Source organism: Neobacillus rhizosphaerae (assembly GCF_050477885.1).
Lineage (GTDB): Bacteria > Bacillota > Bacilli > Bacillales > Cytobacillaceae > Neobacillus > Neobacillus rhizosphaerae_A.
In genome coordinates, this window is sequence record NZ_JBCNAC010000150.1 from 1 (window position 1) to 25,518 (window position 25,518).

Genomic DNA, 25,518 nt, shown 5'->3' on the forward strand with positions numbered 1-25,518 from the left:
CGGTAGGTATAAAAAAAGTGGAAAATTAGGCTTTGATTAAAATGATAGTTTTTTGCCCTGTTGATTGGAGCGGAAGGCGCGAAGACTCCTGTGGGAGTACGGTTCAGGGGAGACCCCGCAGGCGTGAGCGCCGAGGAGGCTCGCCGAAACGCCCACGGAAAGCGAAGTGCCTGGAGCGGAAATCAACAGGCAAGTTTAACAAAGCCAAAAATAAAAAAAATTACCCGGCACAAATGCCGGGCATTTCCATCTATATATTAAGGGGGGCGGAGGTTAAAGGTTCTTCCGTGAACCTATTACTATCTTAATAAATAAATATGAACAAAATATGAAGAAAAGTTTAATAGTTTAAGAAAGGTGAAAAGGATGAAGGATTATCATTGTTGTGCCACCTGTAAGCACTTAAAAATAGAAAAGAAGGGCAGTAGTATATCCAATTTGTGCATCCGTTTAGGTTACCACACCCAAACCCATTTTAAATTTAACTGTTGGGACCCTAAAGATCATATTAAAAAATTAATGGCGACAAGAAATGAAAAAAATTAGAAGGGAAGGATTCTAATTTATATGACAAGTGTCCATTGATTCTAATCTTCTAACGTGTTATTTTCTTGAATATCCCATTTACCTCTTGGGATGATTTGAAAGGAGAGATAAATCGTGGCAACAACACATACATTTTCCAAACAGGAGGAAATAGCTAACTCAATTACACATGGCATTGGGGTATTACTAAGCATTTCCGCCTTAGTCATTTTAATTATTTATGCGTCACTTTACGGAACTGCCTGGCATATTGTCAGTTTTACGATTTTTGGAGTAACGATGTTCCTCCTATATATGTCTTCAACCCTGCTACATAGCTTACCAGAGGGAAAAGCCAAGGATATTTTTGAAATATTTGACCATTCCTCTATTTACTTTTTTATCGCCGGAACCTATACCCCTTTTTTACTAATTGTAATCAAAGGCGCAATGGGGTGGGCACTATTTGGGGTAGTGTGGGGACTTGCCATTGCCGGAACTATTTTTAAATGTTTTTTTGTTAAAAAGTATCTGTTTACATCGACCTTGCTTTATGTGGTTATGGGTTGGTTAATTATTTTTGCATGGAAATCACTTGCTGCTAATTTGTCGCCAGAGGGCATGACGTACTTAATAATAGGCGGCGCACTGTATACGCTAGGAGCCATTTTTTACGTTTGGCGGGGATTTAAATATCATCATGCCGTTTGGCATTTGTTTGTAATGGCTGGAAGTACAGCCCACTTTTTCTGTGTGTTATTCTATGTTTTGCCAATAAAATGAAAAACAGCATCCAAGAGGGTGCTGTTTTTGTTTTAGAATGTAATTGAAATAGCCTATTACACATGTTTCATTTTTTTAAAATGCATGGTTTCCTTTGAAAACCATAAGCTCATTAAAAAACTGCCGATCCCCGTAATAATTAATACGGTTCCAATTATTTTCATGCTTTCAGCTGATATTTCCTCCCCAAAAATTAATCCTAGTATGATGGAGGATAAAATGGAGCCTAAGTACCTGCAGGTTTGAAAAAGTCCTGATGTGGTACCGACAATTTCTTTAGGACTCTCCTTTACCATTGCCACTTGTAAAACCACATTTCCAATACCATAGCTTAAGCCCATAATCGATAAAATGATTCCAATCCCCCAATAAGAAGACCCAACAAAAAACATGGTAAAGCTTAATCCTCCAACAATCGATAGAAAAGATCCGATAACAATTGGCTGGTATACTCCTTTTCTGTCAATCCATTTCCCGGTTACTGATGAGATCACAATGCTGATGCCTGACATAAACAGCATTAACAATCCACTCTTTTCGACACTTAATCCTAGCACTTCTTGAAAGTAGCTAGGAAGTCCAAAGAATAAACAATAAAAAAAGATATTTAATAGAATGAACTGAATATACACCATAGAAAGCTTAGGGTGTGATTTGAAAATTCGAATGTCGATAAATGGTTCCTTTACATTTAATTCTCTCCAGAAAAAAAGACAAAAGAAAAGGATACCTGCAATTCCTGAAAAATAATGAATCTTGGTTTCAAAAGATAACAAAAACCATAAAAAGAACACCATACCTGCTGCAAAGAAAATCATCCCCATAAAATCCATATGAGAAAATAACTTTTTTAAATGTGCCTTATCCTTTTTTACATCCTTAGGAAACATGTACCAGCCGAGTAGAAAACTAATGATAATAAACGGGAAGTTTACCCAAAAAATGGCCGGCCAGCCTCCCCAAACAATTAAGAATCCTCCAATTGTTGGACCAAGCGCTACCATCGCTGAAGCAAAAATAGAAAGAACAGCAAGCGCGGATGCTTGTTTTTCTTTTATATTATCTCTAATTAATGCCATACCGGAAGGATAGATGGCACTACTGCCAATGGATTGAACAAGTCTCATACTGAGCAATAAGAGAAAGGAAGATGACAAAGGTGCTCCAATGGCAGAGAGTGCAACCAGCACTAATCCGATTAAAAAGGTCTTTTTCCTTCCGAATAAATCCCCAATTTTTCCTGTAACAGGTTGAGCAACAGCACTTGCTAAGTAGAAGCTAGAAATTAGCCAGGATACGGTAGCAAAGGAAAGCTGGAAATCCTTTTGAATACTATGTAAGGCTAAAGCAATCATGGAAGAGTTAAGGGGATTTAACATCGTTCCAGATGCTACAGCTGATAAAAAAAGAGTACGATTTTTCTTCATGACTTCATCCTTCACTGATTTCAAGTTATGCCCTTCCTTAATATACCAAAATAAAGTTAAAATAGTGATAAAATATGAAAATAATGAAGAAAAAAAGGAGGTAACTATGGAAAAAGATAAAACGCTACTAGAGTTAGCTGGCATGAAACTAAAAGAGGATGGATTTCACAGGCCTTATTTTGATCTAGAAGAAAATGATGGGGTTGTTATTCTAGCAAAGGAAGGAGATTCATTCCTATTAATTGAGCAATATAGAAAACCGGTAGGAACGACTGTACAGCAATTGCCGGGTGGTGGTGTGAAAGAGGGAGAGGAGCTGGAGCAGGCAGCAAGACGTGAATTTTTTGAAGAAACTGGTTATCAATGTGGTACAGTCCATTATCTTGGATTTTTACAGCCTGCATCCTGGAGAACAAATGAAATCACCCATGCTTTTTTTAAAGAGGAAATCGGACCAAAGTACCACCAACAGCTTGAAGAACACGAGAATATTAAGGTGATAAAAGTAAAAATAAATGAGTGTCTTAATAAAGTGAAAGAAAATAAGATGAACGATTCAGAGTTATGTTATGCATTATTGCAGTCCATTTTAAAAGGATATATTACTGTCCAGTCATCAATTAATAGTAAAAGCTAGTAAAAAGGGAAGACTATCTCCGATTATTCACTTTAGGTAATGTGGGAGATTGTTCCGGATGAAAAATAATAAACAAGTAATGAAGCAATTAGAAAATAAAACCTTTTTGATATGGAAAATGGCTCTAGCATCTGCACTCTCATGGGAGATTGCCAAACTTTTAGGCTCGATTCACCCCTATTTAGCACCTATTTCGGTCATTCTTTGTATGCAATCTACAGTAAATCAATCCATTCAATTTTCATATCACCGAATGGTTGGAACCATTATTGGAATAGGTATAACCGTCCTCTTATCACCTTATTTACAAGTTAATGGATGGACATTAGGATTATTAATATTAATAGGCTGCTTTATTGTCAAATGGATGAAGAGCGATGAAACAGTGATTCACCAACTTGCCTTAACAGTGCTACTAGTCTTCGTGATGGAACATAAATCACATGACTATCCGATTGACCGATTTCGAGACACGCTGATAGGGGCAATTGTTGCCGTTTTGGTCCATATGCTTGTAAAACCTCCTAATTATACTAAGCAGGCTATTAAAGGAATCCATCATTTTTCAAATCATCTGTCAATGAAAATGAACAGAGTTGCAAAATGGATCGAGCAAGGATTAGAGCAAAAGGAAGGTTATGCGCTGCAACTAGAAGTAAAACAATTACTTCAGGAGTTACATCAAATGAAAAATGTAGTACAAGATGCTGAGGAAAGTCTTAAATACAATCCTTTTGCAAATAAGACGAAAAAGGAACTTCAAGGATATAAAGAGAAAATGACCTTACTAACGCACGGATATACATATAGCTCTAGTGTTATTCGATTATTCCTGGAGTGGGCTGAAGCTGGAACGATTACTCCCACTCATCAACTGGTTTGGGCGGAACAACTACTTGCGTTAAAACCAATCTTTTTTGTCAACGATAGCTTAAAGCTTTCGGGAGAGGCAATTAAGGTCAAAATTTCTCCAGATCTTGAACCACACCGGTATCACATAACGTTATACACCGAGACCTTGTCACTATTAACTCAAACTAAGGTTTTGTTAGAAAGTAAGAATTAATTTGACGGGAGAATGAAGTACGGCCGCATCATTTCGTAATCTTCATGCTCAAGCATGTGACAATGCCAAACATACCGACCAGTGTAGGGGGAAAACGGGATAATTATTCGAGTGATATGCCCAGGTGGACATTTTACGGTGTCCTTCCAGCTGCGTTCTCCTAAATCAGGAAGCATCGGAGCACCTGTGAATTTAATTTGTTGAGTTCGTTTAAAATGTTTCACGTCAAAAGGCTGTCGGTCAAGAATTTGAAATTGAACTAAATGGATATGAATCGGATGGTCATCCCCAGTGGTATTAACAAAATTCCATAATTCAACAGACCCAACCTGTGGATTTTCAGTTATCGGAAAGTCCCATTTTTTCTTATCTAGGAGAAAAAGAGATCTGCCGTATGAGTCTTTTTCTTCACTCAACTCTAACCATCTAGTTCTTTTTGCCATAGATTCCTGGAGTCTAGAAATGGAACCAATATAGGCAGGGATTACACTAGTATCAATACTCGAAAGAGGTTTAGTAACCCGAAACTGCATAACAATTCCTGTTGTATTCGGGTCTACTGGGTCCCCTGAAGGAAAGTGTGTTGGAGCATTATTTTTCAAAAGAATCGATTGGCCCCCCATATTACTAAAGTCGAGAATAATATCCATGCGTTCGGCTGGAGCAATCAGTAAGGTATTTACCCCCAGTGGTTGTTCAAGGAATCCGCTATCTGTTCCAATTTGATAAAACAGTTGATTGGAGTCAAGGCTTAGTTCGAAAAAACGGGCATTGGCTGCGTTTAACAGGCGGAACCGATATTTTCTCGGCTCTACTTCTAAATAAGGCCACGCAGTTCCATTAACAACGATTGTATCTCCAAAGAAAGATGGAATAATTGATGGCTTTATACCTGAAGGATTGTTATCCGGCTGAAAGGGGTAGGATAATGAGCCATCCTCGTTAAAAGAACGGTCTTGAAGAAGTAATGGGATTTCAAATTTACCTAATGGTAGATTTAATGAACGTTCATGCTTGTCTCGGATAATATAATACCCAGCAAGCCCCGCATAGATATTCAGGCGCGTTAATCCTATGGCATGATCATGATACCAGAGGGCCCTTGAACTTTGGTGGTTTCCATATTCAGAAATCCCTTTCTCAAAAAATGGACCCTTCATACGAAAATCTTTGGTAAACCAAGCATCCGGAAAGCCATCACTGGCAGGTTCTGTTCTGCCTCCATGAAGGTGGACAACTGTCCGAACATCAGGTTTCACACTCTCTGCCCCATGAACTGTATGATCAATGGGAAAAAGGTGATGATCGGGAAGTTTATTCTGCCATTTTACATACACCTTTTCACCCGCTTCAACTTCAAAAGTTGGTCCTGGAAAGATCCCTTCATAACCCCACACCTTTGTTTTAGGTAAATCACTATGTAGTGACTGCATTGCTTCAATCATACTCACTTCATAATACGTATATTTTGCTGTTTTCCATTTAGGTTTTAATACTGGCGGGATGGGTAAAGGATCTTTGAATTTTGTTAGTTTCATTGAAATGCTCCTTTCAGCTAGTGATTAATAATGATTATGTTGGGATTAAAGGAAAAATTAATCATTCTAGGAATAGCTTCCTGATTAATATAAATAAGGTAGAAATTTAGTGGTGAAGTGGGGGGCTTCCATGGATGATATTTATCCAATATTCGAAGTGATGGAAAAGAAGGGAAAAAAAGCATTAGCTACAATAATTAGTGTGAAAGGTTCAGCTTATAAAAAAGAAGGGGCAACAATGATTTTTTTTGAAGACGGCTCTTATATTGGGATGTTGAGTGCAGGCTGTTTGGAAACGGATTTAGCCATACGAGCAAAGAAAGTAATGAGAGAACAGGAGGCGGTAATCCTTCAGTATGATTTAAGTGAAGAAAACGATTTTGGATGGGGTCAGGGATCAGGCTGTAATGGGACGATAGATATCCTACTTGAGCCTGTGACTTCACAATTAATAGAGGATCTTATGCTTGTAAAAAGTCTATTGAACAGTCATAAGCCAGTGATTGCCTTAAAACGATTAGATGAACTTGGAGAGTATGTGTTTATTGAGGAGGAGGGTGCGTCTTTCGGGAACTGGACCGGGAAAATACCGGTACTTGAGTTTACCTCAAAAAGTGGCGTTATGGCAGAGAAATCTATTTTTCAGCATACGTATCAGCCTAAGCCCCGTTTAATTGTGTTTGGTGCAGGACCTGATGCCATCCCGCTTGTCACACTGGCAGCGGAAACTGGTTTCTCCGTGTTTGTTTGTGACTGGCGGAGCGAGCTCTGCCAGAAGAATAACTTTCCTTCTGCGGAACATGTTTTAGTTGATTTTCCTAAAAAATTAGTAGATCAGTTATCTTTTACTTCTTATGATTTTGTGGTTATTATGTCTCATCATTTTCAGAGGGATCAGGAATTTCTCCTCCATTTACTACATGAAAATGTTAGATACTTAGGAGTCTTAGGACCAAGAGCAAGAACAAAGCGGTTGCTAAAGGGTGAAGATATTCCAACATGGATATATTCGCCAATTGGTGCACCCATTCAAGCAGTAGGGCCTGAAGAAATAGCCGTAAGTATTATTGCAGAAATGATTGAGGTTTGGAGAAAGCCAAGATATGAACGGGTGGAGCTGCTATGGACGATACCCGACTAGTAGGCATTTATCTTGCAGCCGGTAGGAGCAGGAGAATGGGCTGTTCTAAACTGAATTTACCACTTGGAGATAAGTTTGTAGGGAGCATGGCGTTTCAGGCTGCTTTGGATTCCAAGCTCGATGTTGTCATCGCTGTCACTCGAAAGGAAGATTCGCTACGTTGGTTAGCTCCTTTTTCCGAAAGGAAGGGTTGGAGGTTAGTAGAAAGTGATTATGCAGACCAAGGATTAAGTGCTTCGCTGAAAGCAGGAGTGAGTGCAGCCTCAAAGTTGGATGCTTCCGGGGTGGTGGTGCTTTTAGCAGACCAACCTAATATCACTTATGGGATGATTAATCGGTTAGTAGAGAAATACTCGTTGTTCCCGGACTATTCCTATATTTCGTACTCTCACACTGGGGTTTCGAAACCACCAATTTTAATTACAAAGCGCTTTTTTTCGCTTATCGAAAAATTAGAAGGTGATCAAGGAGCACGGGGAATCATTCGAGGAACGGAGAGTGAAAGCGGAAAACAAATAATACTCGAAAGTAATGAGTGCTTTTTTGATGTCGATACCATGGATGATTATCAGTTTGTCAAGAAAATGTGGAAAAACCTAAGGTGATGGGAGGGGTGACGTTGGATATTCTTGGGAAGAGTGTGATTCGCAAAGAAGCGCGGGATAAGGTAACGGGTCGGGCAAAATATACTCATGACTATCGAACATTTCCAATGCTTTCTGCAAAAATGGTCATTAGTCCATATGGTCATGCAAAAATTGTAAATATAGATACAACCGATGCAGGGGCAGTACCTGGTGTCTTAGCTATTCTTGCCGGGCAACAGTTCCCGCTAACAGGAGAAGCCATTCGTGACAGGCCGCCAATTGCTGTTGACAAGGTGCGATATCACGGTGAACCGGTTGCACTCATAGTGGCTGAAACACCTGCACAAGCCAAGAAGGCCGCAGACTTAATTAACGTCCAATATGAATTACTGCCTGTTGTCAATTCACCAACACAAGCATTCCAAAAGGACGCCCCATTGGTACATGAACGTTTGGGGGAATATAAAAAAGAGAAAGATGTCTACCCGGTGCCTGACACCAATATTGCTACACATATTAAAATTCGGAAAGGCAATATGGAAAGGGGCTGGAATGAAAGTGAAGTGGTGATGGAAGCGAGTTTCTCCTTCTCTCCTTCTGACCACGCTGCCATAGAGACTAGGTGTGCAACGGCAGAGATTCTCCCAGATGGAAATATACTCATCACTACCTCTTCTCAGGCACCGTTTATGGTAAAAAGGCTTATTTCCCACTATTTCGGTGAAGATATTGGAAAGATAATTGTTCACACGCCGCTTGTGGGAGGAGCATATGGTGGGAAGGCTTCCGTCCAGCTTGAGGTGCTGGCCTACTTGGCATCAAAGGCAGTAGGCGGGAAAGCCGTGAAAATACTTAATACAAGAGAAGAAGATTTAATCACCTCTCCGTGCCATATCGGTTTAGATGCAACGGTTAAATTAGGGGCCGATCGAACAGGGAAAATCAAGGCTGCTGAAATTCAATATTTATGGGACGGAGGAGCGTATTCCGATAAGGCAACCGATTTAACGAGGGCTGGAGCAGCCGATTGTACGGGACCGTATCATATTGAGAATGTCTGGTGCGATTCCTATTGCATGTATACCAATCATCCCTATGCAGCACCATTTAGAGGCTTTAGTCATTCTGAGCTTTCTTTTGCCATTGAAAGAACAATGGATTTGCTGGCTCAAAAATTAAATATTAATCCCCTTGACTTAAGAAGGATGAATGCAATTCTTCCTGGGCATACCACACCAACAAGAGTCAGATTGAATAAGAGTAATGTAGGAAATCTGCCAAAATGTATTGATAGAGTAAGAGAGTTAATTAATTGGGATGAGGGGCCAATTAAAGAGGTGAATGATAGATTAATTCGCGTCAAGGGTGTCAGTTGCAGTTGGAAAACCTCAACAATTGATCCAAATGCACCTTCAGGAGTTATTCTAACGTTTAATCCGGATGGTAGTATCAATTTAATGTCCGGTGTAATTGAAATTGGTACAGGAACAAAAACCGTCCTCGCTCAAATTCTTGCTGAGCGGCTGAAAATGGATGTGAACAAGGTCCATGTTCGAATGGAAGTGGATACCCAGACGACTCCTGAACACTGGAAGACGGTCGCAAGCAGAGGAACGTTCATGGCTGGTAGAGCCCTTTTAGAAGCAGCAGATGATGTTATTAGACAGTTAAAAGACATCGCTGCTACCGTTCTAAGGGCGCCTAAGGAAGACTTAGAAGTAGGGAACAGTCGAGTTTATTTGCGTGACGATCCAGCTATTGGTCTTGATTTTAAGGATATAGGATATGGCTATGAATACCCCAATGGAAACTCTATTGGCGGACAAATTATCGGCAAGGGGAATTATATTTTACGACATCTTACACATCTAGATCGTGAAACAGGTGCAGGAAAACCGGGTCCGGAGTGGACAGTTGCAGCGTATGGTGTGGAGGTTGAGTTTGACAAGCGTGATTTTACGTATCGATTAATTAAAGCTGCGACTGTTGTTGATATTGGTAAAGTGTTAAATGAAAAAGCAGCTCTCGGGCAGGTCATGGGAGCGATGAGTATGGGTCTCGCCTTTGCGGGGAGAGAAACCTTTTACTTTGATGACCTAGGCAGAGTATTGAATCCACAGCTAAGGACGTATCGACCATTAAGGTATGGTGAAAATCCAGAGTATTTGGTGGGATTTGTTGAAACTCCTCAGCTAGACGGGCCATACGGAGCAAGGGGTGTTGGAGAACATGGACTTATGGGGATGCCGGGAGCGCTGGGGAATGCATTATCTACAGCAGCTGGTGTATCCCTACATCATCTACCGTTACTACCAGAATTAATCTGGAGAGCAAAGGGGGCGTCCAAGTAAATGCTTTCTTTTGATTTCGAATTTTATCAACCAGAAACATTAGAAGAAGCCGTCCATTTACACCAATACTTAGATCAACAGGGTAAAAAGCCAATGTTTTTCTCTGGGGGAACAGAGTTGATTACCCTCGGTCGTATTGATATGGCGTATACAGAAGCTGTTATTGATATAAAGGGTATTGCCGAATGTAATGTAATGCAGGTAAGTGGAGATCATTTATTGCTTGGAAGCACGCTATCTTTAAAAAAAATAGAAGAAGCTAATCTTTTTCCACTGCTAACTAAAACAGCTAGTGAGGTAGCAGACCATACGGCGAGGGGAAAGATTACGTTAGGCGGTAATATTTGTGCAAGAATCTTTTATAGAGAAGCGGTTCTTCCATTCTTACTTGCAGACAGTCAATTATTCATTGCAGGCCCTGAAGGAAAAAAAGTAGTGGCAATAAATGATGTGTTTCAAGGTAAGTTAAAATTAAAAAATGGTGAATTATTAGTTCAATTAGTAACAGAAAACCGTTTTGTGAACGCACCTTTTTTTAGTGTGAAACGCCGCCAGCAATGGGAGACTGGCTATCCGTTAATTACAGTGGCAGCTTTAAAAATATCTGAAAAGATACGGGTAGCAGTAAGTGGGTTATGTCCGTTTCCTTTTCGGTCATTGGAAATGGAGGAAACTCTGAATAATAGGCTCCAATCAGTAGAGGACAGAGTGGATCGAGCGCTATCTGTGCTGCCAAATCCAATCTTGGACGATATCGAGGGTTCTGCAGATTATCGGTTATTTGTGTTACGCCATTTAATGATGGATGTGCTGGATGCATTAGATAAGGGAATGGTTGAAAGCGGTAATAGGGGGAGATGACAGCTTGAAATCAAACACAATAACCTTACGTGTTAATGGTGAAAGTCGAGTAACCACAGTGCGCTATGCTGATACTCTTTTATATACATTAAGGGGCAAATTGGGGCTTACTGGAGCTAAGCCTGGCTGTTTAAATGGAGACTGTGGGGCCTGTACGGTTAACATTGACGGTTGGCCAATGAAATCCTGTTTAATGCTAGCTGTGGAGGCTGTTGGGAAAAAGGTGACAACTATAGAAGGGCTTCAGGAGACACCCATTCAACAAGCTTTTATAGACAATTTTGCTTTTCAATGCGGATACTGCACTCCGGGATTCATCATGAACTGTCATTCATTAATTGAAAATCATCCGAATGCTAATGACTCAACTATTAAAGAGTGGCTGGAGTCGAATATTTGCCGCTGTACGAGCTATTTAGAAATTGAGAAGGCGGTAAAATCAGTACTATCCAAAAAATAAGGTGCCATATTGGGCACCCTATGATTGAACGACTATTTATTCTTCAGTTGAAAATACGTATCTAGAACCTTGCGGCCAATTTTTAAATTGGCTCTGTTATCAACCTTGCCTTGATAGGCCCAAGGAACAATCACGGCCATCGCGACTTCAGGATTAGTGCTTGGGGCATAACTTACAAGGCTTAGATTCATGACTGGGGGCGGCTCTTTTCCAAATTGACTCCTTAATGGTCCGTCATAGAAGGCTTCCGCCGTTCCTGTTTTCCCTGCTGGAGAGTACTTGACATCGCTGAAAAACTTATACGCTGTTCCACCAGGCTCCTGCATCACTTTCTTAAATCCTGTTTGTACTCGATTCATCCATTGTTTCTTGACATCTATGGTATTGAGAACAGTTGGTGTAATTTCCTGTGAGACAGGTCCGAGTTCTTCGTCATCCTCTGCCGAATGTCTAATTTGTTTCACTACATGTGGCTGCATACGGTTACCTCCATTGGCGATCGTTGAAACGTATTGAGCAAGTTGCATCGCTGAGTAGGTATCATATTGACCAATAACAAGGTCAAGTAAATAACCAGGTAGTTTACTCTGCCCTTTAAATCCTGTCTGCTCATTCGGTAAATCTAAGCCTGTTCTTGTGCCCAAACCAAAAGAGGCGAAAGAATTTCTAATTGTTTCAAATGCTTTCGGATTATTAAAATTTAAGGGTTTTTCATATTCATAATGTCCCTTTCCGATCCGGATCGCTGTATGGAACATATAAACGTTAGATGATTTTTTCAAGGCGTCGATTTCATTTAATCTTCCCAAATACGCATATGACTTCTTTATAGGGGTGTCTTTAATTTTTAAACCCGTATCATCAAATACCGTTCCAGGAGAAATCGCTCCAGTTTTAAATCCAGTTAGAATGGTTGCCCCTTTAACAGCGGAACCGACATTGTATGTAGTAGTGAAAGTACCTAATGCATCATCCATCATTTCAACTTTTCCGGTGTCTGGATCTTTTACAATCTTTTTACCAGACATCGCTAATACTTCACCAGTATTCGGGTCCATTAAAACTACGTAAGCCCGATCTGTTAGCGTAGTTCCTGGTGATTTCTTTGCTGCCCAAAGTTCATCTTCAATTATTTTATCTACTGCCATTTGCAAGTCCATATCTATTGTAAGGACAAGATCTTTTCCTTTTTTTCCATCAGTCACAGGTTGTGTCTCAATGACGCTTCCCGTCTTATCGGTAATATTTTTTACTTTGGATTTAAAACCGTGTAGAACATCTTCATATTGCATTTCGAGTTGGCTCTTTCCTACGCGGTCGTTACGACTGTATCCTCTCGCCAAAAAATAATCTAATTGTTCTGCAGGCAAACCTTCATCAGATTTAGTTACTTTTCCTAATACTGATCTCAATGTATCTTTAAATGCGTAAGCCCGGTCCCAATCTGTTGTTGTTTCTACCCCAGGAAGAGATTGGAGATTTTCACTTACAACTGCAAATTCCCTATCGGTCACGTTTTCATTTTTTACAATTTGTGGTGTGAATTTGTACCCGCTAATGAATTCTCGGTAAATGGCCATTACCTCGAGATCATTTGCTGTTAAAGTCTGTAAATCAGCATCGGTCACTCGATCTACTTTTAACTTATATAGTTCTTTATCTGTTATTTTTTTTGCTTCTAATAAGGCTTTGTCTTCTTGTGTAATTTTCTTATCCGCAAGCCTCGGGTGTTTCATTATCCAGAAATCTTTCTTTTCCCTTAGAGTGACTTTATTGGTATTCTTGTCAATCAACTGTGCTAGTTTTTCGGCAGTTTCAAGCATTTCCTTCTGGGTAAACCCCTCATTTGTGAAGGTAATGGCACTTTTAGGGATATTATCAACAACCACTTTAAAATCTCTATCAAACATTTTCCCTCTAGGGACAGGATTACTAACTGTAATATCTTCTTTTCTTTCTAAGTCTCGTTTAAAGTTTTCACCATAAACAATTTGAACAAAGCCTAGGCGTAATATTAGTATTGAAAATAATAAAAAGACACTAAAAAAAAGGATATTTAATCGAAAAGGGAAATGGGACTTTTTCTTTTTGGGTTTCTCCAAAATGTAACACATCCTTTTACACTCTAGCTTGTGGTCAGTATTTATTATGCCTTATCCATTCAGAACGAACAACAGGAAATGGAAAATAAGTGCTAAAAATAGAAAATATTATGAGTCTGTGTTAAAGAACATTGTTGATATTTATACTCTGTTGATTGGAGTGGAAGCGCGAAGACTCCTGCGGGAGTAGCGGTCTCAGGAGACCCCGCAGGAGGAACGACGAGGAGGCTCCCGGAACGCCCCGCGGAAAGCGAAGCCGCCTGGAACGGAAATCAACAGACAACTTTAACAAAGCCTAAAATAAAAAAATACCCTTAATTAGCACATCTGTAAGAATCATATTTTTCCCTTTAATAGGTAAAAAATATGCCTGATTTGGTCGAGTAACTTAAATTAATTGTCAATGAAACTGTTTTTTAATTTTTTCCCTAATTTGAATTTTTAATTTATAATAAAAGTTGATGCTATTGCATCAACAGCCCACTGAATAGACATAGAAAAGAGCGATGAGGAGGTCTACATAATGGAACAAAAAGTAATGGATCCAACAGTAGAAAAAGCGTTGGAGCAGTTCAAAGCGTTAGATGAAAAGATTACTCATTTTTCAAGTATTATAGGATTGGCAGATTGGGATCAAAAGGTGATGGCTCCGAAAAAAGGGAGAAGTGTGTTTGCTAAAGCAGCAGGAACACTTAGAACGGAAGTGTTTAAGCTTTCGGTCTCAAAGGAAATGGGTGACCTGTTAGATACATTATCGTCTAATGAAAACACTGAGGGATTAGACGAATTGACAAAAGCGAAAGTACGAGAATACAAAGAGTATTATCAAAAATCCAAAAGTATACCGGCTGACCTATTTCAGGAATATAGCATACTTACAGCCCAAGCGAATGATGCCTGGGAAGAAGCAAGGGAAAACAATGATTTTGCCCGTTACCTTCCTTCCTTACAGAAAATAGTAGAATATAAGCGAAAGTTTGCTGAAATTTATGGCTATGAGGAGCACCCATACGATGCATTGTTGGATGAGTTTGAGCCAGGATTAACTGTGAAAAAACTGGATCCATTATTTGCTAAGCTAAGAGAATCTAGTGTAAAGCTATTAGAACGCATTAATAAAAATGGAAAACCAACCAAAGTGGAAATTTTCGATCAATCATTCGAAATTGAAAAACAAAAAGAATTTAATAGGTTTATTTTACCGATTATTGGTTTTGATATGAACGCAGGAAGACTGGATGAAACTGTTCATCCATTTGCACAAACAGTTAATACGGGGGATGTACGTTTAACCACCCGCTATTTAGAAAAGAACGTCCGTTCAGCTTTATTTGGGACGATTCACGAGGCGGGTCATGGAATTTATGAACAACATGTTAATCCAGCTTTCGAGGAGTCGGTCCTCCAAAGCGGCGCATCCTTTGGTATTCATGAATCACAATCACGATTCCTAGAAAATATGGTTGGACGCAGTAAGGAATTCTGGAAGTATTTCTATCCAAAGCTTCAGGAGTATTTTCCAAACCAATTGGAAAATGTTTCGGTTGAAGATTTCTATCGTGCAGTTAATACAGTGCAGCCATCATTTATCCGTGTTGAAGCAGATGAATTAACCTATAATCTTCACATCATGCTTCGTTATGAAATCGAAAAAGCCTTAATTGGCGGTGAGATTGAAGTAAAAGATCTTCCGGCCATTTGGAACCAAAAAATGCAGGATTACCTGGGTGTTACACCTAATACGGATACAGAGGGTGTTCTTCAGGATGTCCATTGGTCCTTTGGTGGAATTGGTTACTTCCCGTCCTATTCATTAGGTAATCTCTATGCTGCCCAAATCCTTCGTACCATTCAAAACGAACTACCTGAGTTCAATAACCATATTGTAAACGGACGGTTTGATTTAATTCAGGAATGGTTAAAGGAAAAGATTCATCAGTACGGTAAACTTTATACACCAAATGAGTTAATTGTAAGAGTAACAGGTGAAGAATTAAACGCAGATTATCTTGTGGAGTATTTAGAGAAGAAATATACAGAAGTATACGAATTATAGAGGATGAAATGTGGATGCAGGAAACTTTAAGCTTTAAAAAGAAAATCACAACAAAAGACGAACTTCGAAATTTGATGGGGACTCCTAGTGAAAGAGCACAAAAAAAGGTGATTAATCATTTAGATACTCATTGCAAAAATTTTATTAGCATGTCGCCATTTTTGGTTATGTCCACTGCTAATAAAAGTGGACATTGTGATGTTTCACCGCGAGGAGACCAGCCAGGTTTTGTATTGGTTTTAAATGATAAGCAGCTTATCATACCTGAAAGACCGGGAAACAAACGAGTTGATTCAATGAATAATATTCTTGAAAATCCTTTTATCGGAATGCAATTTTTGATCCCAGGTCTTGGTGAAACTCTTCGTGTAAATGGGAAAGCATGTTTAGTAACAGATGAGGATTTATTAGAGAAGATGGCGGTTAACGGGAAGGTGCCTTTAGTAGGTATTGGGGTAGAGGTAGAGGAATGCTTTATTCACTGTGCGAAAGCCCTCATACGTTCTGGCCTTTGGAAGCCTGAGAGTTGGCTGGATAAGAAATCTTTACCAAGAGCTGCAAAAATTTTAGCCGATCACACCAATATTAAGGATATAACCGTGGATGAAGTGGAAGCAAGCCTTCATGAGGGGTATGAGCAAAGACTGTATTAACCTTTGAAGTGGCATTGACATTTTATTAAAAGTTTAATATATTATTATTAATAAAATATTTCCTTTTAAAGGGGAGTAGCTGCTACAATAAAGTCGTCATTTCGAGAAACCTGTTTCTCCGGCTTTATTGGCAACATGGACGTTGTTAGCAAGACCTTTACTTTACTGTAAAGGTCTTTTTCTGTATTTTCAGGCCTTTACTGGTAATCAGTAAAGGCCTTTTTATTTGGCGCTAGGGAGTATTTTAGAAAAAATATACCTTTAGGGGAGGAATTTTTATGGATGTATCTCTATTACTCGAGTATGGTTGGGTATTGCTTATTCTCATTGCGCTTGAAGGCCTTTTAGCAGCAGACAATGCGTTAGTACTGGCAATTATGGTTAAGCATCTTCCTGAAGAAGAACGGAAAAAGGCTTTATTTTATGGTTTAGCTGGAGCATTTATATTCCGCTTTGCATCATTATTTGTCATTTCCTTTTTGGTCGATGTGTGGCAGGTTCAAGCAATTGGCGCCATTTATTTATTATTTATGGCAGGTAATCATGTTTTCCGAAAGATCATTAAGGGAAAAGCAGAAGAAACGAAGGAGAAGAATGAGACTAAAAAAGCGGGTGGTTTTTGGAGTACGGTGTTGAAGGTGGAAATAGCTGATATCGCTTTTGCTGTGGACTCCATCCTTGCAGCGGTAGCAATGGCTGTTGTTCTCCCAGATACCCCTCTTCCTACTATTGGCGGATTAGATGGTGGTAAGTTCTTAGTTATTTTTGCAGGTGGAATTATTGGCCTTATCATTATGCGTTTTGCAGCCAATCTCTTTGTGAAGCTTTTAGAGAAAAAGCCTGGGTTAGAAATCGCGGCCTTTACGATTGTAGGGTGGGTAGGGGTAAAACTAGCTGTCTACACACTTTCGCACCCGTCGTTAGCTATATTAAATGAGGAATTTGCTCATTCGACGGAATGGAAAGTAACGTTTTATGTTGTATTAGTTGGTATTGCTGTGGCAGGTTTTCTGTTTTCTAAAGATAAAGTTGAAGAGACCGTGCATAACGCTAAGATGTTATAATGGAGACTCGCCAATTGGCGAGTTTTCATTTTACTATGATTATTTGACATACTAATCTTGATGGAAAAAATATTAATGGAAGGTCCCTAAGGTAAAAAATCTATATGCCTAATCTCATTTCAGGATGACCCTTTTTGTCCCGTAGAGGGTTTCTACGAGCCCGAAATGTTTGATGGAGAAGAGTTTTTGTCCCGTAGAGGGTTTCTACGAGCCCGAAATGTTTGATGGAGAAGAGTTTTTGTCCCGTAGAGGGTTTCTAAGAGCCCGAATTGCCTGAAGGAGAAGAGTTTAGGTCACGTAGCTGGGTTCTATGAGCCCGTATTGTCTGCTGAAGAAGAGTTTAGGTCCCGTAAACTACCTCTACCCATGTTCTCCGTCATTTTCTACTTCGTGTCATGCTATACATAGTTTACTATGGAATAAAAATTGAAAGGATTATCATAATGAGTTTAAAAATAAGACTTGTCATCGCATTTTTCATAAGCGTCATTTCCATATTTGGCTTTAGTTTGATATCATTGTTAATTAGTGACCGAAAAATTAACCAATTTGATCTTGATGTTATCCAATATATACAAGGTTTGGAGTCAATAGGACTAACACACACAATGAAGTTTTTTACCACAATTGGATCTGCTCCTGTTGTCACTGGACTTAGCTTAGTGCTTTTATTTTTCCTGTACAAAGTATTGCATCATCGTTTAGAACTAATCTTATTTGTCGCAGCTATCACGGGTTCTGCGGTACTTAATGAGCTCTTGAAACAATTTTTCCACAGAACCCGACCAGAATTACATCGTTTAATAGAAGTTGGGGGATACAGCTTTCCTAGTGGACATGCGATGAATGCTTTTACAGTATATGGAATCATATCCTTTCTGCTTTGGCGCCATATATCCAGTAAATGGGGGAGAATGCTGTTGATTTTTGGGAGTGTGGTGATGATTTTATCCATTGGGATTAGCCGCATCTATTTGGGAGTCCATTATCCAAGTGATGTTATTGGCGGGTACTTTGCAAGCGGTTTTTGGTTAACAACGGCGATTTTGTTTTTTCAATTTTATATGGAAAAGAAGTATAATAAGAAACATAAGCGAGAAAAAGAAGTGGCGTAATTATATTAATTTTTTTTGGAGTGATACATATTATTAGAAACAGTATTCCTAATCTATTTACCCTTGCAAATTTATTTTTTGGCTTTTTATCGGTGATGTATTCAGCACAAGGGGATTACAAAAATGCAGCCATATTAATTTTGATTGGCATGATGCTCGATAGTATGGATGGACGAATTGCACGGATGCTACGTGTAGAAAGTGATTTAGGAAAAGAGCTCGACTCTTTGGCGGATATTGTAACCTTTGGGGTAGCACCTGCCATGATGGCCTATTATTCGTATTTCAGTAATTTTGGAGTGGCTGGAATGGCCATTGCGGGCCTGTTCCCATTGTTCGGAGCCTATCGACTTGCCCGTTTTAATATTAACGCAGTAAAATCCTCGCTTAAGTATTTTACGGGTGTTCCCATTACTGCAGCAGGAGGATTGTTAACACTCTTAACTTTATTTCATGGAAAAATGCCTGCAATTATTCTACCGATTGCTTTTTTCGTTCTCTGCTATTTAATGGTGAGTACGATAAAAATTCCTAGTCTAAAGGATATTCCGCTTCCTAAATACGGAATTATCATTACACTTTTTCTTGGGTATGCTATTTACCTCGTATTTAAAAAAGAACAGCATCGTTTCCCATACTTTATCTATGTGGCCATTCCACTATATGTTGCATTTATCGGGTATCAATTGGTACGTACCAAAAGAAAAAATAATACAAAATAAAAAAGGGTGTCAGGCACCATGTGAATATTTCACATGGGGTGCCTAACACCCTTTTATTTTACATTCCGAATGACATAACCCAGATAGAACCTCCAACAGTTACGACTGCAATGAAAAAGGCATACCCGATGTTAACCAAATTGGACTTACCATCTTCTCCTTCGTTCATATGCATAAACATGAACAGCTGTAGACCAGCTTGAATGACAGCAAGTGAGCCAATAATCCAAAGGATAGTTTTAAATGGTAATGATGTCTTCAGTGCTACACCAAGTGCTGCGAAGGTGAGTACAAGTGACATAATAAATCCTAAAACATGCGTAACGGGAAACCCTTTTGTATTTTTAGCCATTTAACCCACCATCCTTGCTAAATACACAAATGTAAAGATAAAGATCCATACTACATCCAAGAAGTGCCAGTATAAGCCAATAATAAATGTTTTTCTAGCTGTCACTGGAGTTAATCCTCTTTGGAAGATTTGAATGATAACCATAGTAGCCCATCCAATACCCATGGATACGTGTAGACCGTGAGTACCTAACAAAACAAAGAAGCTTGATAGGAAAGCACTAGTCTGCATGGTTGCTCCCTCATGGACATAATGAATAAATTCCGTGATTTCCATAAAGACAAACCCAGCACCGAGCAATAGGGTAATGATGAACCATAAAAGTAGACCATTACGGTTGTGACGGCGCATCTCAAAAATCGCTAGTCCCATGGTAAAACTACTAGTTAACAAAAGGATGGTTTCAACCATGACATCTTTTATCTCAAAGAGGTCCTTAGGAGTTGGACCTCCAGCATATCTTGTATTTAATACGGAAAAAACCGCAAAGAGTGTTCCGAAGAGGACAATTTCCGCTCCAAGGAAAATCCAAAAACCAAGAATATTCATTCTGTTTTGCTCTGTTTGATATTCGAGAGGCAATGCTGTATTCACATTAGCTGACATGGTTGTTCACCCCTTTTTCGATGTTCCGCCATGCTTTTTCAGTTGCTTTAATTTCATCGACTGGAACATGGAACCCATCATTATAATCAAAGGATCGTATGATTAATCCTGCTAAAATCCCTACTGTTGCGACAAGAGCAGCAATCTTCCATTCGAAAACTAAGAAGAAACCTGTAACACCAAAAACAACGCCCATATAGAATGGCAGGCCTGAATTACTTGGCATGTGAATTTCTTTGATTTCATCATCCTTAAGTGTTAAGCCTTCATTGTTTTTCTTCATATCCCAGAAGGCATCAAGTGATTTAACTACTGGAAGCTTTGCAAAGTTATAGAATGGAGCAGGTGAGGCAGTCGCCCATTCCAGTGTTCTTGCGTCCCATGGATCGTTAGAGATATTGCGGTCTGCATAACGAGCACTCCAATAAATGTTATAGCAAAGGGCACCAAAGCCAATGGCTAAAATCACTGCACCGATCGCTGATAATAGGAATAAAGGAGCATACCCTGATTCAACAGAATAGGTATATGAGCGTCGAACTGCTCCATTTAGACCAAGGAAGAACATTGGCATAAATGTTAAGTTAAATCCAATAACGAAGAACCAGAAATGAATCTTTCCAAGTTTCTCATTTAACATATGCCCAAACATTTTTGGCCACCAGTAGTAAAGACCAGCAAATACGGCAAATACAACACCAGGTATTAATACATAATGGAAGTGAGCTACTAGGAACAACGTATTGTGATATTGATAATCGGCTGCACCCATTGCAAGCATAACTCCAGTTACTCCACCAATTACGAAACAAGGAATGAAGGCCAGTGCCCATAGCATCGCTGTTGTAAATTGGATACGGCCTTTACGCATCGTGAATAACCAGTTAAACATTTTAACGCCAGTTGGAATGGCAATCATCATAGTCGTAATCGAGAAGACTGAGTTAACTGCTGGTCCAGCACCCATTGTGAAGAAGTGGTGAACCCATACAAGCATACTTAAGAAAGCAATACCTACAACGGAAAAGACCATTGATTTATAACCAAATAACATTTTTCGAGAGAAAGTAGAGATGACCTCTGAGAACATTCCGAAGGCTGGAAGCACAACAATATACACCTCTGGATGACCCCATAGCCAGAACAAGTTGGCCCACATCATATCCATTCCACCGCCGCTTAGAGTGAAGAAATGGGTACCGAAAATACGGTCAAATGTCATTAGAGCAAGCGCAACAGTAAAGATTGGGAAGGATGCTACGATAATGATTGATGCAACAAATGATGTCCAAGTGAACATCGGCATTCTCATCAGTTTCATACCTTTTGTTCTCATTTTTAAAATCGTCACGATAAAGTTAATACCTGTCATCAATGTTCCAATCCCGGCAATCTGCAAGGCAACTGCATAATAGTTGTTACCGATACCTGGGGTAAACTCTTTCCCGGCTAGAGGGAAGTAGGCTGTCCATCCAGCATCTGGTGAACCACCAATGACAAACGATATGTTAAATAGCATCGCACCACTAAAGAATAACCAGAAGCTAAGAGCATTTAATTGCGGAAATGCTACGTCCCGTGCACCAATCTGCAGCGGAATCACAACGTTCATTAAGCCAATTAAAAGTGGCATTGCCGCAAATAAAATCATAATGACACCATGAGTGGTGAAAATTTCGTTATAATGCTGTGCGTCTAAAAATTGCATTTCAGGTCGTGAGGTTTGGGCCTTCATTAATAGTCCATCCACACCACCACGGAAAAACATTAGTACACCAGAAAGGATGTACATGATACCGATTCGTTTATGATCAACCGTAGTGATCCATTCACGCCAAAGCCATTTCCATTTTTTTAAATAGGTAACACCAGCTAAAATACCTACCATTGTCAGTGCAATAGCAATCTGTGAACCTAGTATTAACGGGTTTCCGACGATAAAAAAGTCATGCCAATTAATTCCCATCGTGTTCACCTCCATTTGAATTTCCATTCATATCTTCCGTTGACTCACTATTAGGTTCTTTTTCTTTAAAAATCTTACCTTTCACACCATGGACTTCATACAATTCAGGGTTTGTATAAGTCTTAGAATTCATTTTAGCGTGGTCAACCCATGCTAAATGTGTACCGATATATGTTTCCCGGCCTAAATGTGTTGGCTTCAGGAGTTCAAAGTATTTATTCTCTGTTAATTTCGGAGCCTTTTCTTTAACTTCTTTAACCCACTTTTCAAAGTCTTTTGGTGATTTTGCTTCAACGGTAAACTCCATACCAGCGTATCCTTGTCCGTTAAAGTTGGTATTTCTACCTAAAAATTCTCCTGGCTTATCAGCAGTAAGGTACAATTGAGTTTCCATCTTATTCATTGTGTATTTTTGACCGCCTAATTCAGGCACCCAGAAAGATTGCATGGTCCCAGCTGAAGTTAATTTAAATTCAACAGGTGTACCTGCAGGGATGTTTACGTAATTAACTGTTTCGATTCCTTGATCAGGATAACTGAAGATCCATTTCCAATCGGCAGATGTAACATGAATGACAATCGGCTCTTTACTCTCGTAGCCTGCAGGAACTTTTTCAAGCTTATAAATTGTTTTTACTGTAGGAATGGTTAGAGCAATAACTATTAAGATAGGAATAATAGTCCAAATAAATTCTAATTTTGTGCTGCCATGTTCTTCAGGCGGCTCGTAATCTTTATTTTCAGGTGTTGCCCGGTATTTCCAAATGATATAACCAAATAAACCAAAAACGACAACAACAACAAGGAGCATGAAGATTAGTGACCAATTTATTAAGTCTAGAATATCTCTTGCTGCAGGACCTTTGGGTTCAAAAACAAGCATATTCGTATCGCAGCCGCTTAAAAGCAATACAGGCAGTAAAGCTAATAGTGGAACGAAGTAGTTCTTTTTAAACATTGAGATTTTTCCCCTCCAATAATTGTTCGTTTTTCACATTCGCTCGTGAATTCATTCACAAACTTTGCTAGAGTCATTCCTTACATTAAAAACAGTAGAAACATAATTAAATTAATTATTAGATAATAATAATTCGTATGCATTCTTCCTTAACACAATATTAACAACATAGGTGTGATGATAACATAGGTTTTTGAAAAAAGTTGTGACAAATTTGTTAAGGATATAAAATCCTATTCATGGGATTATTTGGTAAAAGGCTTGCGAATGCCATTCTTAAGCACTTAGAGTTGTCTATTTCTTTACAAACATGGGATAATAATAGGGAATACATAGAAAGAGGAGAGCATAATAATGAAGGTCAAAATTAACCGCAATGCAGCAAAAGCATTGAAAAAAATGATGGATCAAGAGGAAGCACAAGGAAAAATTTTTCGAGTTTATGTGACAAGTATTCATGGAGATCATGCCCACTATGACTTGATGCTCGATACTCCAACAGAAAATGATGTAGTGGTTCAATCGGATAAGGATATTGATTTTATTGTAGAAAAAAATAATGAATATTTAGATAATGTTTGGATCCAATTCTTCCATGTCCCAAATGAGGAATGGCTGATTACCAATCCATCAAAGGGCGTCCACCATCATCATTAAAAATGTAAAAACGTTTGGAGAGTAATCCAAGCGTTTTTTTTATGAGTAATTTTCAAAAAACTTGAAATTGTTTATGTTTTTCTCATATAATCCAATTATTGCTATCTTAGAAAAAAGGAGATTATCTATGATTCGTCGTTTTTTTTCTTATTATCGCCCGCATAAGAGACTGTTTATGTTTGATTTTAGTAGTGCGGTTGTCGTAGCCATTTTGGAATTGGCTTTTCCGTTAGCTGTGCAGTGGTTTATTGATAAATTACTGCCTGGAGGGGACTGGCAAACGATTGTGGCAGTTAGTTTCGGTCTTTTCCTTCTATATATATTGAGCACCTTCTTACAATTTATTGTGAATTACTGGGGGCATAAGCTGGGAATTAATATAGAAACAGACATGAGGCAAGAATTGTTTGAACATGTTCAAAAGCAATCGTTCCGTTTCTTTGATAATACGAAAACAGGGCATATTATGAGCAGAATAACGAATGATCTCTTTGATCTTGGTGAACTCGCTCATCATGGACCAGAAGATGTATTTATTGCAATGATGACCTTTATTGGTGCGTTCTGGATTATGTTGACAATCAACGTAAAACTGGCAGTAGTTGCTATTTTAGTGCTCCCATTTTTAATGATACTAGTTGTTGTTTGTAATTTGAAAATGAATAAAGCATGGGGACAAATGTATTCAAGCATTGCGGATGTGAATGCACGAGTAGAGGACAGTGTATCAGGGAGTCGTGTCGTTCAATCGTTTACAAATGAAGAGTTTGAGATTGCTAGATTTAAAAAGAATAATAAAAACTATCGTGCGGCAAAATTAGGTGGATATCGAGTTATGTCATTTAGCCTATCCGGTATATATATGATGACACGTCTTATTACCATTGTCGTTCTCGTTTATGGGGCATGGTTGAGCTATACAGGTCAATTGACATATGGATCCCTGGTTGGGTTTGTTCTATATGTAAATGTTCTATTTAAACCGATTGATAAAATTAGCGCCATTATGGAGCTTTATCCAAAAGGAATGGCTGGATTTAAACGTTTTATTGAATTAATTGATTCCGAACCGGAGGTAAAGGATACAAAAGATGCGGTTGAAGTTGATTCATTAAAAGGAAATATTGTGTTTACAGATGTTTCTTTCCGTTATGACCGGCATAAATCTGTTCTTAAAAATATTCATTTGGAGATTCAGGCAGGAGAAACGGTGGCTTTTGTTGGACCATCAGGAGCAGGAAAAACAACAATTTGCACTCTGATTCCCAGGTTTTACGATGTAAATAGCGGCGAAATCACCATTGACGACATAGATATTCGTGATATGACGAAAAAATCGTTACGCTCACAAATAGGAATTGTTCAGCAAGATGTGTTTTTATTTACTGGAACTCTGCGAGAAAATATTGCATATGGGAAGCAGCATGCTACGGATGAAGAAATTGCTGATGCAGCACGCCGTGCACATCTTGAACAGTTTATTGCTTCTTTACCGGATGGATATGAGACGCAAATTGGTGAAAGAGGTTTGAAACTTTCCGGTGGCCAAAAACAGCGAATTGCCATTGCACGAATGTTTTTAAAGAATCCTCCGATTTTAATCTTGGATGAAGCCACCTCTGCGTTAGATACAGCAACGGAAATGGTGATTCAAGAAGCATTGATGAAGCTCGCTCAAAACAGAACTACCCTTATTATTGCCCACAGACTTGCGACCATACGCAACGCCGATCGCATTATTGTAGTAACAGAAGAAGGAATAGCAGAGGAAGGCCGTCATGATGAGTTAATTGAAGAAGACGGTATCTTTGCAAACCTTCATCGTGTGCAATTTGAGAGATAAACTACAAAAAGTACTCTTCTGAACAGGAAAGAGTACTTTTTGTAGTTT

22 protein-coding genes are annotated in these 25,518 nt (G+C 39.0%); 15 read left to right on the forward strand and 7 right to left on the reverse strand.

The window, feature by feature from the left end; all coding sequences use genetic code 11:
- Positions 1-660 precede the first annotated feature (660 nt).
- Entirely contained in the window at positions 661-1,308 is a 648-nt protein-coding gene (gene trhA / locus ABES03_RS20515; protein ID WP_430120156.1) for a PAQR family membrane homeostasis protein TrhA, read from the forward strand.
- A 56-nt stretch (positions 1,309-1,364) separates the two neighbouring features.
- Here the strand turns inward: trhA and ABES03_RS20520 are convergent, their stop codons facing one another.
- Positions 1,365-2,735, reverse strand: a complete 1,371-nt coding sequence (locus tag ABES03_RS20520; protein WP_430120194.1) for an MFS transporter — start codon at positions 2,733-2,735, stop codon at positions 1,365-1,367.
- 106 nt (positions 2,736-2,841) lie between these two features.
- Here ABES03_RS20520 and ABES03_RS20525 point away from each other — a divergent pair, with 106 nt between their 5' ends.
- Together ABES03_RS20525 and ABES03_RS20530 are read left to right on the forward strand one after the other, a co-directional pair.
- A complete protein-coding gene (locus ABES03_RS20525) occupies positions 2,842-3,372 on the forward strand; it encodes an NUDIX hydrolase (RefSeq protein ID WP_430120158.1) in 531 nt (176 codons plus the stop codon).
- A 58-nt stretch (positions 3,373-3,430) separates the two neighbouring features.
- Positions 3,431-4,438, forward strand: coding sequence for an FUSC family protein (locus ABES03_RS20530; RefSeq protein ID WP_430120160.1), 1,008 nt, complete (start codon positions 3,431-3,433; stop codon positions 4,436-4,438).
- On the opposite strand, the gene ABES03_RS20535 is transcribed toward ABES03_RS20530, so the two are convergent.
- Positions 4,435-5,976, reverse strand: coding sequence for a multicopper oxidase family protein (locus ABES03_RS20535; RefSeq protein ID WP_430120162.1), 1,542 nt, complete (start codon positions 5,974-5,976; stop codon positions 4,435-4,437). The two genes, ABES03_RS20530 and ABES03_RS20535, sit on opposite strands and share 4 nt — an antisense overlap.
- Before the next feature lie 130 nt (positions 5,977-6,106).
- On the opposite strand from ABES03_RS20535, the gene ABES03_RS20540 reads away from it, so the two are divergent.
- Genes ABES03_RS20540 through ABES03_RS20560 form a run of 5 tightly spaced genes read left to right on the forward strand, consistent with a single transcriptional unit; the run spans position 6,107 to position 11,376 of the window.
- The gene (locus tag ABES03_RS20540; protein WP_430120164.1) at positions 6,107-7,117 is read left to right on the forward strand and encodes an XdhC family protein; all 1,011 of its coding nucleotides are present in this window, start codon (positions 6,107-6,109) and stop codon (positions 7,115-7,117) included.
- Complete coding sequence (locus ABES03_RS20545) at positions 7,099-7,722, forward strand: nucleotidyltransferase family protein (protein ID WP_430120166.1); 624 nt, start codon at positions 7,099-7,101, stop codon at positions 7,720-7,722. The genes ABES03_RS20540 and ABES03_RS20545 overlap by 19 nt, the downstream gene beginning before the upstream one ends.
- Positions 7,722-10,055, forward strand: coding sequence for a xanthine dehydrogenase family protein molybdopterin-binding subunit (locus ABES03_RS20550; protein WP_430120196.1), 2,334 nt, complete (start codon positions 7,722-7,724; stop codon positions 10,053-10,055). Before ABES03_RS20545 ends, ABES03_RS20550 begins: the two co-directional genes overlap by 1 nt.
- Entirely contained in the window at positions 10,056-10,916 is an 861-nt protein-coding gene (locus ABES03_RS20555; protein ID WP_430120168.1) for an FAD binding domain-containing protein, read from the forward strand. It begins immediately after the preceding gene.
- A gap of 4 nt (positions 10,917-10,920) precedes the next feature.
- Positions 10,921-11,376, forward strand: coding sequence for a (2Fe-2S)-binding protein (locus tag ABES03_RS20560; protein WP_430120170.1), 456 nt, complete (start codon positions 10,921-10,923; stop codon positions 11,374-11,376).
- 32 nt (positions 11,377-11,408) lie between these two features.
- Here ABES03_RS20560 and ABES03_RS20565 read toward each other — a convergent pair whose 3' ends face one another.
- A complete protein-coding gene (locus ABES03_RS20565) occupies positions 11,409-13,478 on the reverse strand; it encodes a peptidoglycan D,D-transpeptidase FtsI family protein (RefSeq protein WP_430120172.1) in 2,070 nt (689 codons plus the stop codon).
- A gap of 523 nt (positions 13,479-14,001) precedes the next feature.
- Here ABES03_RS20565 and ABES03_RS20570 point away from each other — a divergent pair.
- The 5 genes from ABES03_RS20570 to pssA all read left to right on the forward strand — a co-directional run bounded on the left by ABES03_RS20570 (position 14,002) and on the right by pssA (position 19,088).
- Positions 14,002-15,534: a carboxypeptidase M32 gene (locus ABES03_RS20570; protein ID WP_430120174.1), complete on the forward strand. Its 1,533-nt coding sequence runs from the start codon at positions 14,002-14,004 to the stop codon at positions 15,532-15,534.
- Positions 15,535-15,542: 8 nt separating this feature from the next.
- Positions 15,543-16,187, forward strand: coding sequence for a pyridoxamine 5'-phosphate oxidase family protein (locus tag ABES03_RS20575; RefSeq protein WP_430120176.1), 645 nt, complete (start codon positions 15,543-15,545; stop codon positions 16,185-16,187).
- Positions 16,188-16,465: 278 nt separating this feature from the next.
- Entirely contained in the window at positions 16,466-17,251 is a 786-nt protein-coding gene (locus ABES03_RS20580; RefSeq protein ID WP_430120178.1) for a TerC family protein, read from the forward strand.
- Positions 17,252-17,694: 443 nt separating this feature from the next.
- Positions 17,695-18,366 carry a phosphatase PAP2 family protein gene (locus ABES03_RS20585; protein WP_430120180.1) on the forward strand — a complete coding sequence of 224 codons (672 nt, stop codon included), beginning with the start codon at positions 17,695-17,697 and terminating at the stop codon, positions 18,364-18,366.
- Positions 18,367-18,386: 20 nt separating this feature from the next.
- On the forward strand, positions 18,387-19,088 hold the full coding sequence (pssA, locus tag ABES03_RS20590; protein ID WP_309864030.1) for a CDP-diacylglycerol--serine O-phosphatidyltransferase: 702 nt from the start codon (positions 18,387-18,389) through the stop codon (positions 19,086-19,088).
- A gap of 58 nt (positions 19,089-19,146) precedes the next feature.
- On the opposite strand, the gene qoxD is transcribed toward pssA, so the two are convergent.
- From qoxD to qoxA, 4 genes are read right to left on the reverse strand one after another with little or no spacing between them, the layout of a single operon-like run.
- Positions 19,147-19,440: a cytochrome aa3 quinol oxidase subunit IV gene (gene qoxD, locus ABES03_RS20595; protein ID WP_430120182.1), complete on the reverse strand. Its 294-nt coding sequence runs from the start codon at positions 19,438-19,440 to the stop codon at positions 19,147-19,149.
- Positions 19,441-20,046: a cytochrome aa3 quinol oxidase subunit III gene (gene qoxC / locus ABES03_RS20600; RefSeq protein ID WP_430120184.1), complete on the reverse strand. Its 606-nt coding sequence runs from the start codon at positions 20,044-20,046 to the stop codon at positions 19,441-19,443.
- Positions 20,036-22,012 carry a cytochrome aa3 quinol oxidase subunit I gene (gene qoxB, locus ABES03_RS20605; protein WP_430120186.1) on the reverse strand — a complete coding sequence of 659 codons (1,977 nt, stop codon included), beginning with the start codon at positions 22,010-22,012 and terminating at the stop codon, positions 20,036-20,038. The genes qoxC and qoxB overlap by 11 nt, the downstream gene beginning before the upstream one ends.
- On the reverse strand, positions 22,002-22,970 hold the full coding sequence (gene qoxA, locus ABES03_RS20610) for a cytochrome aa3 quinol oxidase subunit II (protein WP_430120188.1): 969 nt from the start codon (positions 22,968-22,970) through the stop codon (positions 22,002-22,004). The genes qoxB and qoxA overlap by 11 nt, the downstream gene beginning before the upstream one ends.
- 354 nt (positions 22,971-23,324) lie before the next feature.
- Here qoxA and ABES03_RS20615 point away from each other — a divergent pair, with 354 nt between their 5' ends.
- Positions 23,325-23,627 carry an iron-sulfur cluster assembly accessory protein gene (locus ABES03_RS20615; RefSeq protein ID WP_430120190.1) on the forward strand — a complete coding sequence of 101 codons (303 nt, stop codon included), beginning with the start codon at positions 23,325-23,327 and terminating at the stop codon, positions 23,625-23,627.
- A gap of 127 nt (positions 23,628-23,754) precedes the next feature.
- Complete coding sequence (locus ABES03_RS20620; protein ID WP_430120192.1) at positions 23,755-25,470, forward strand: ABC transporter ATP-binding protein; 1,716 nt, start codon at positions 23,755-23,757, stop codon at positions 25,468-25,470.
- Positions 25,471-25,518: the final 48 nt, after the last annotated feature.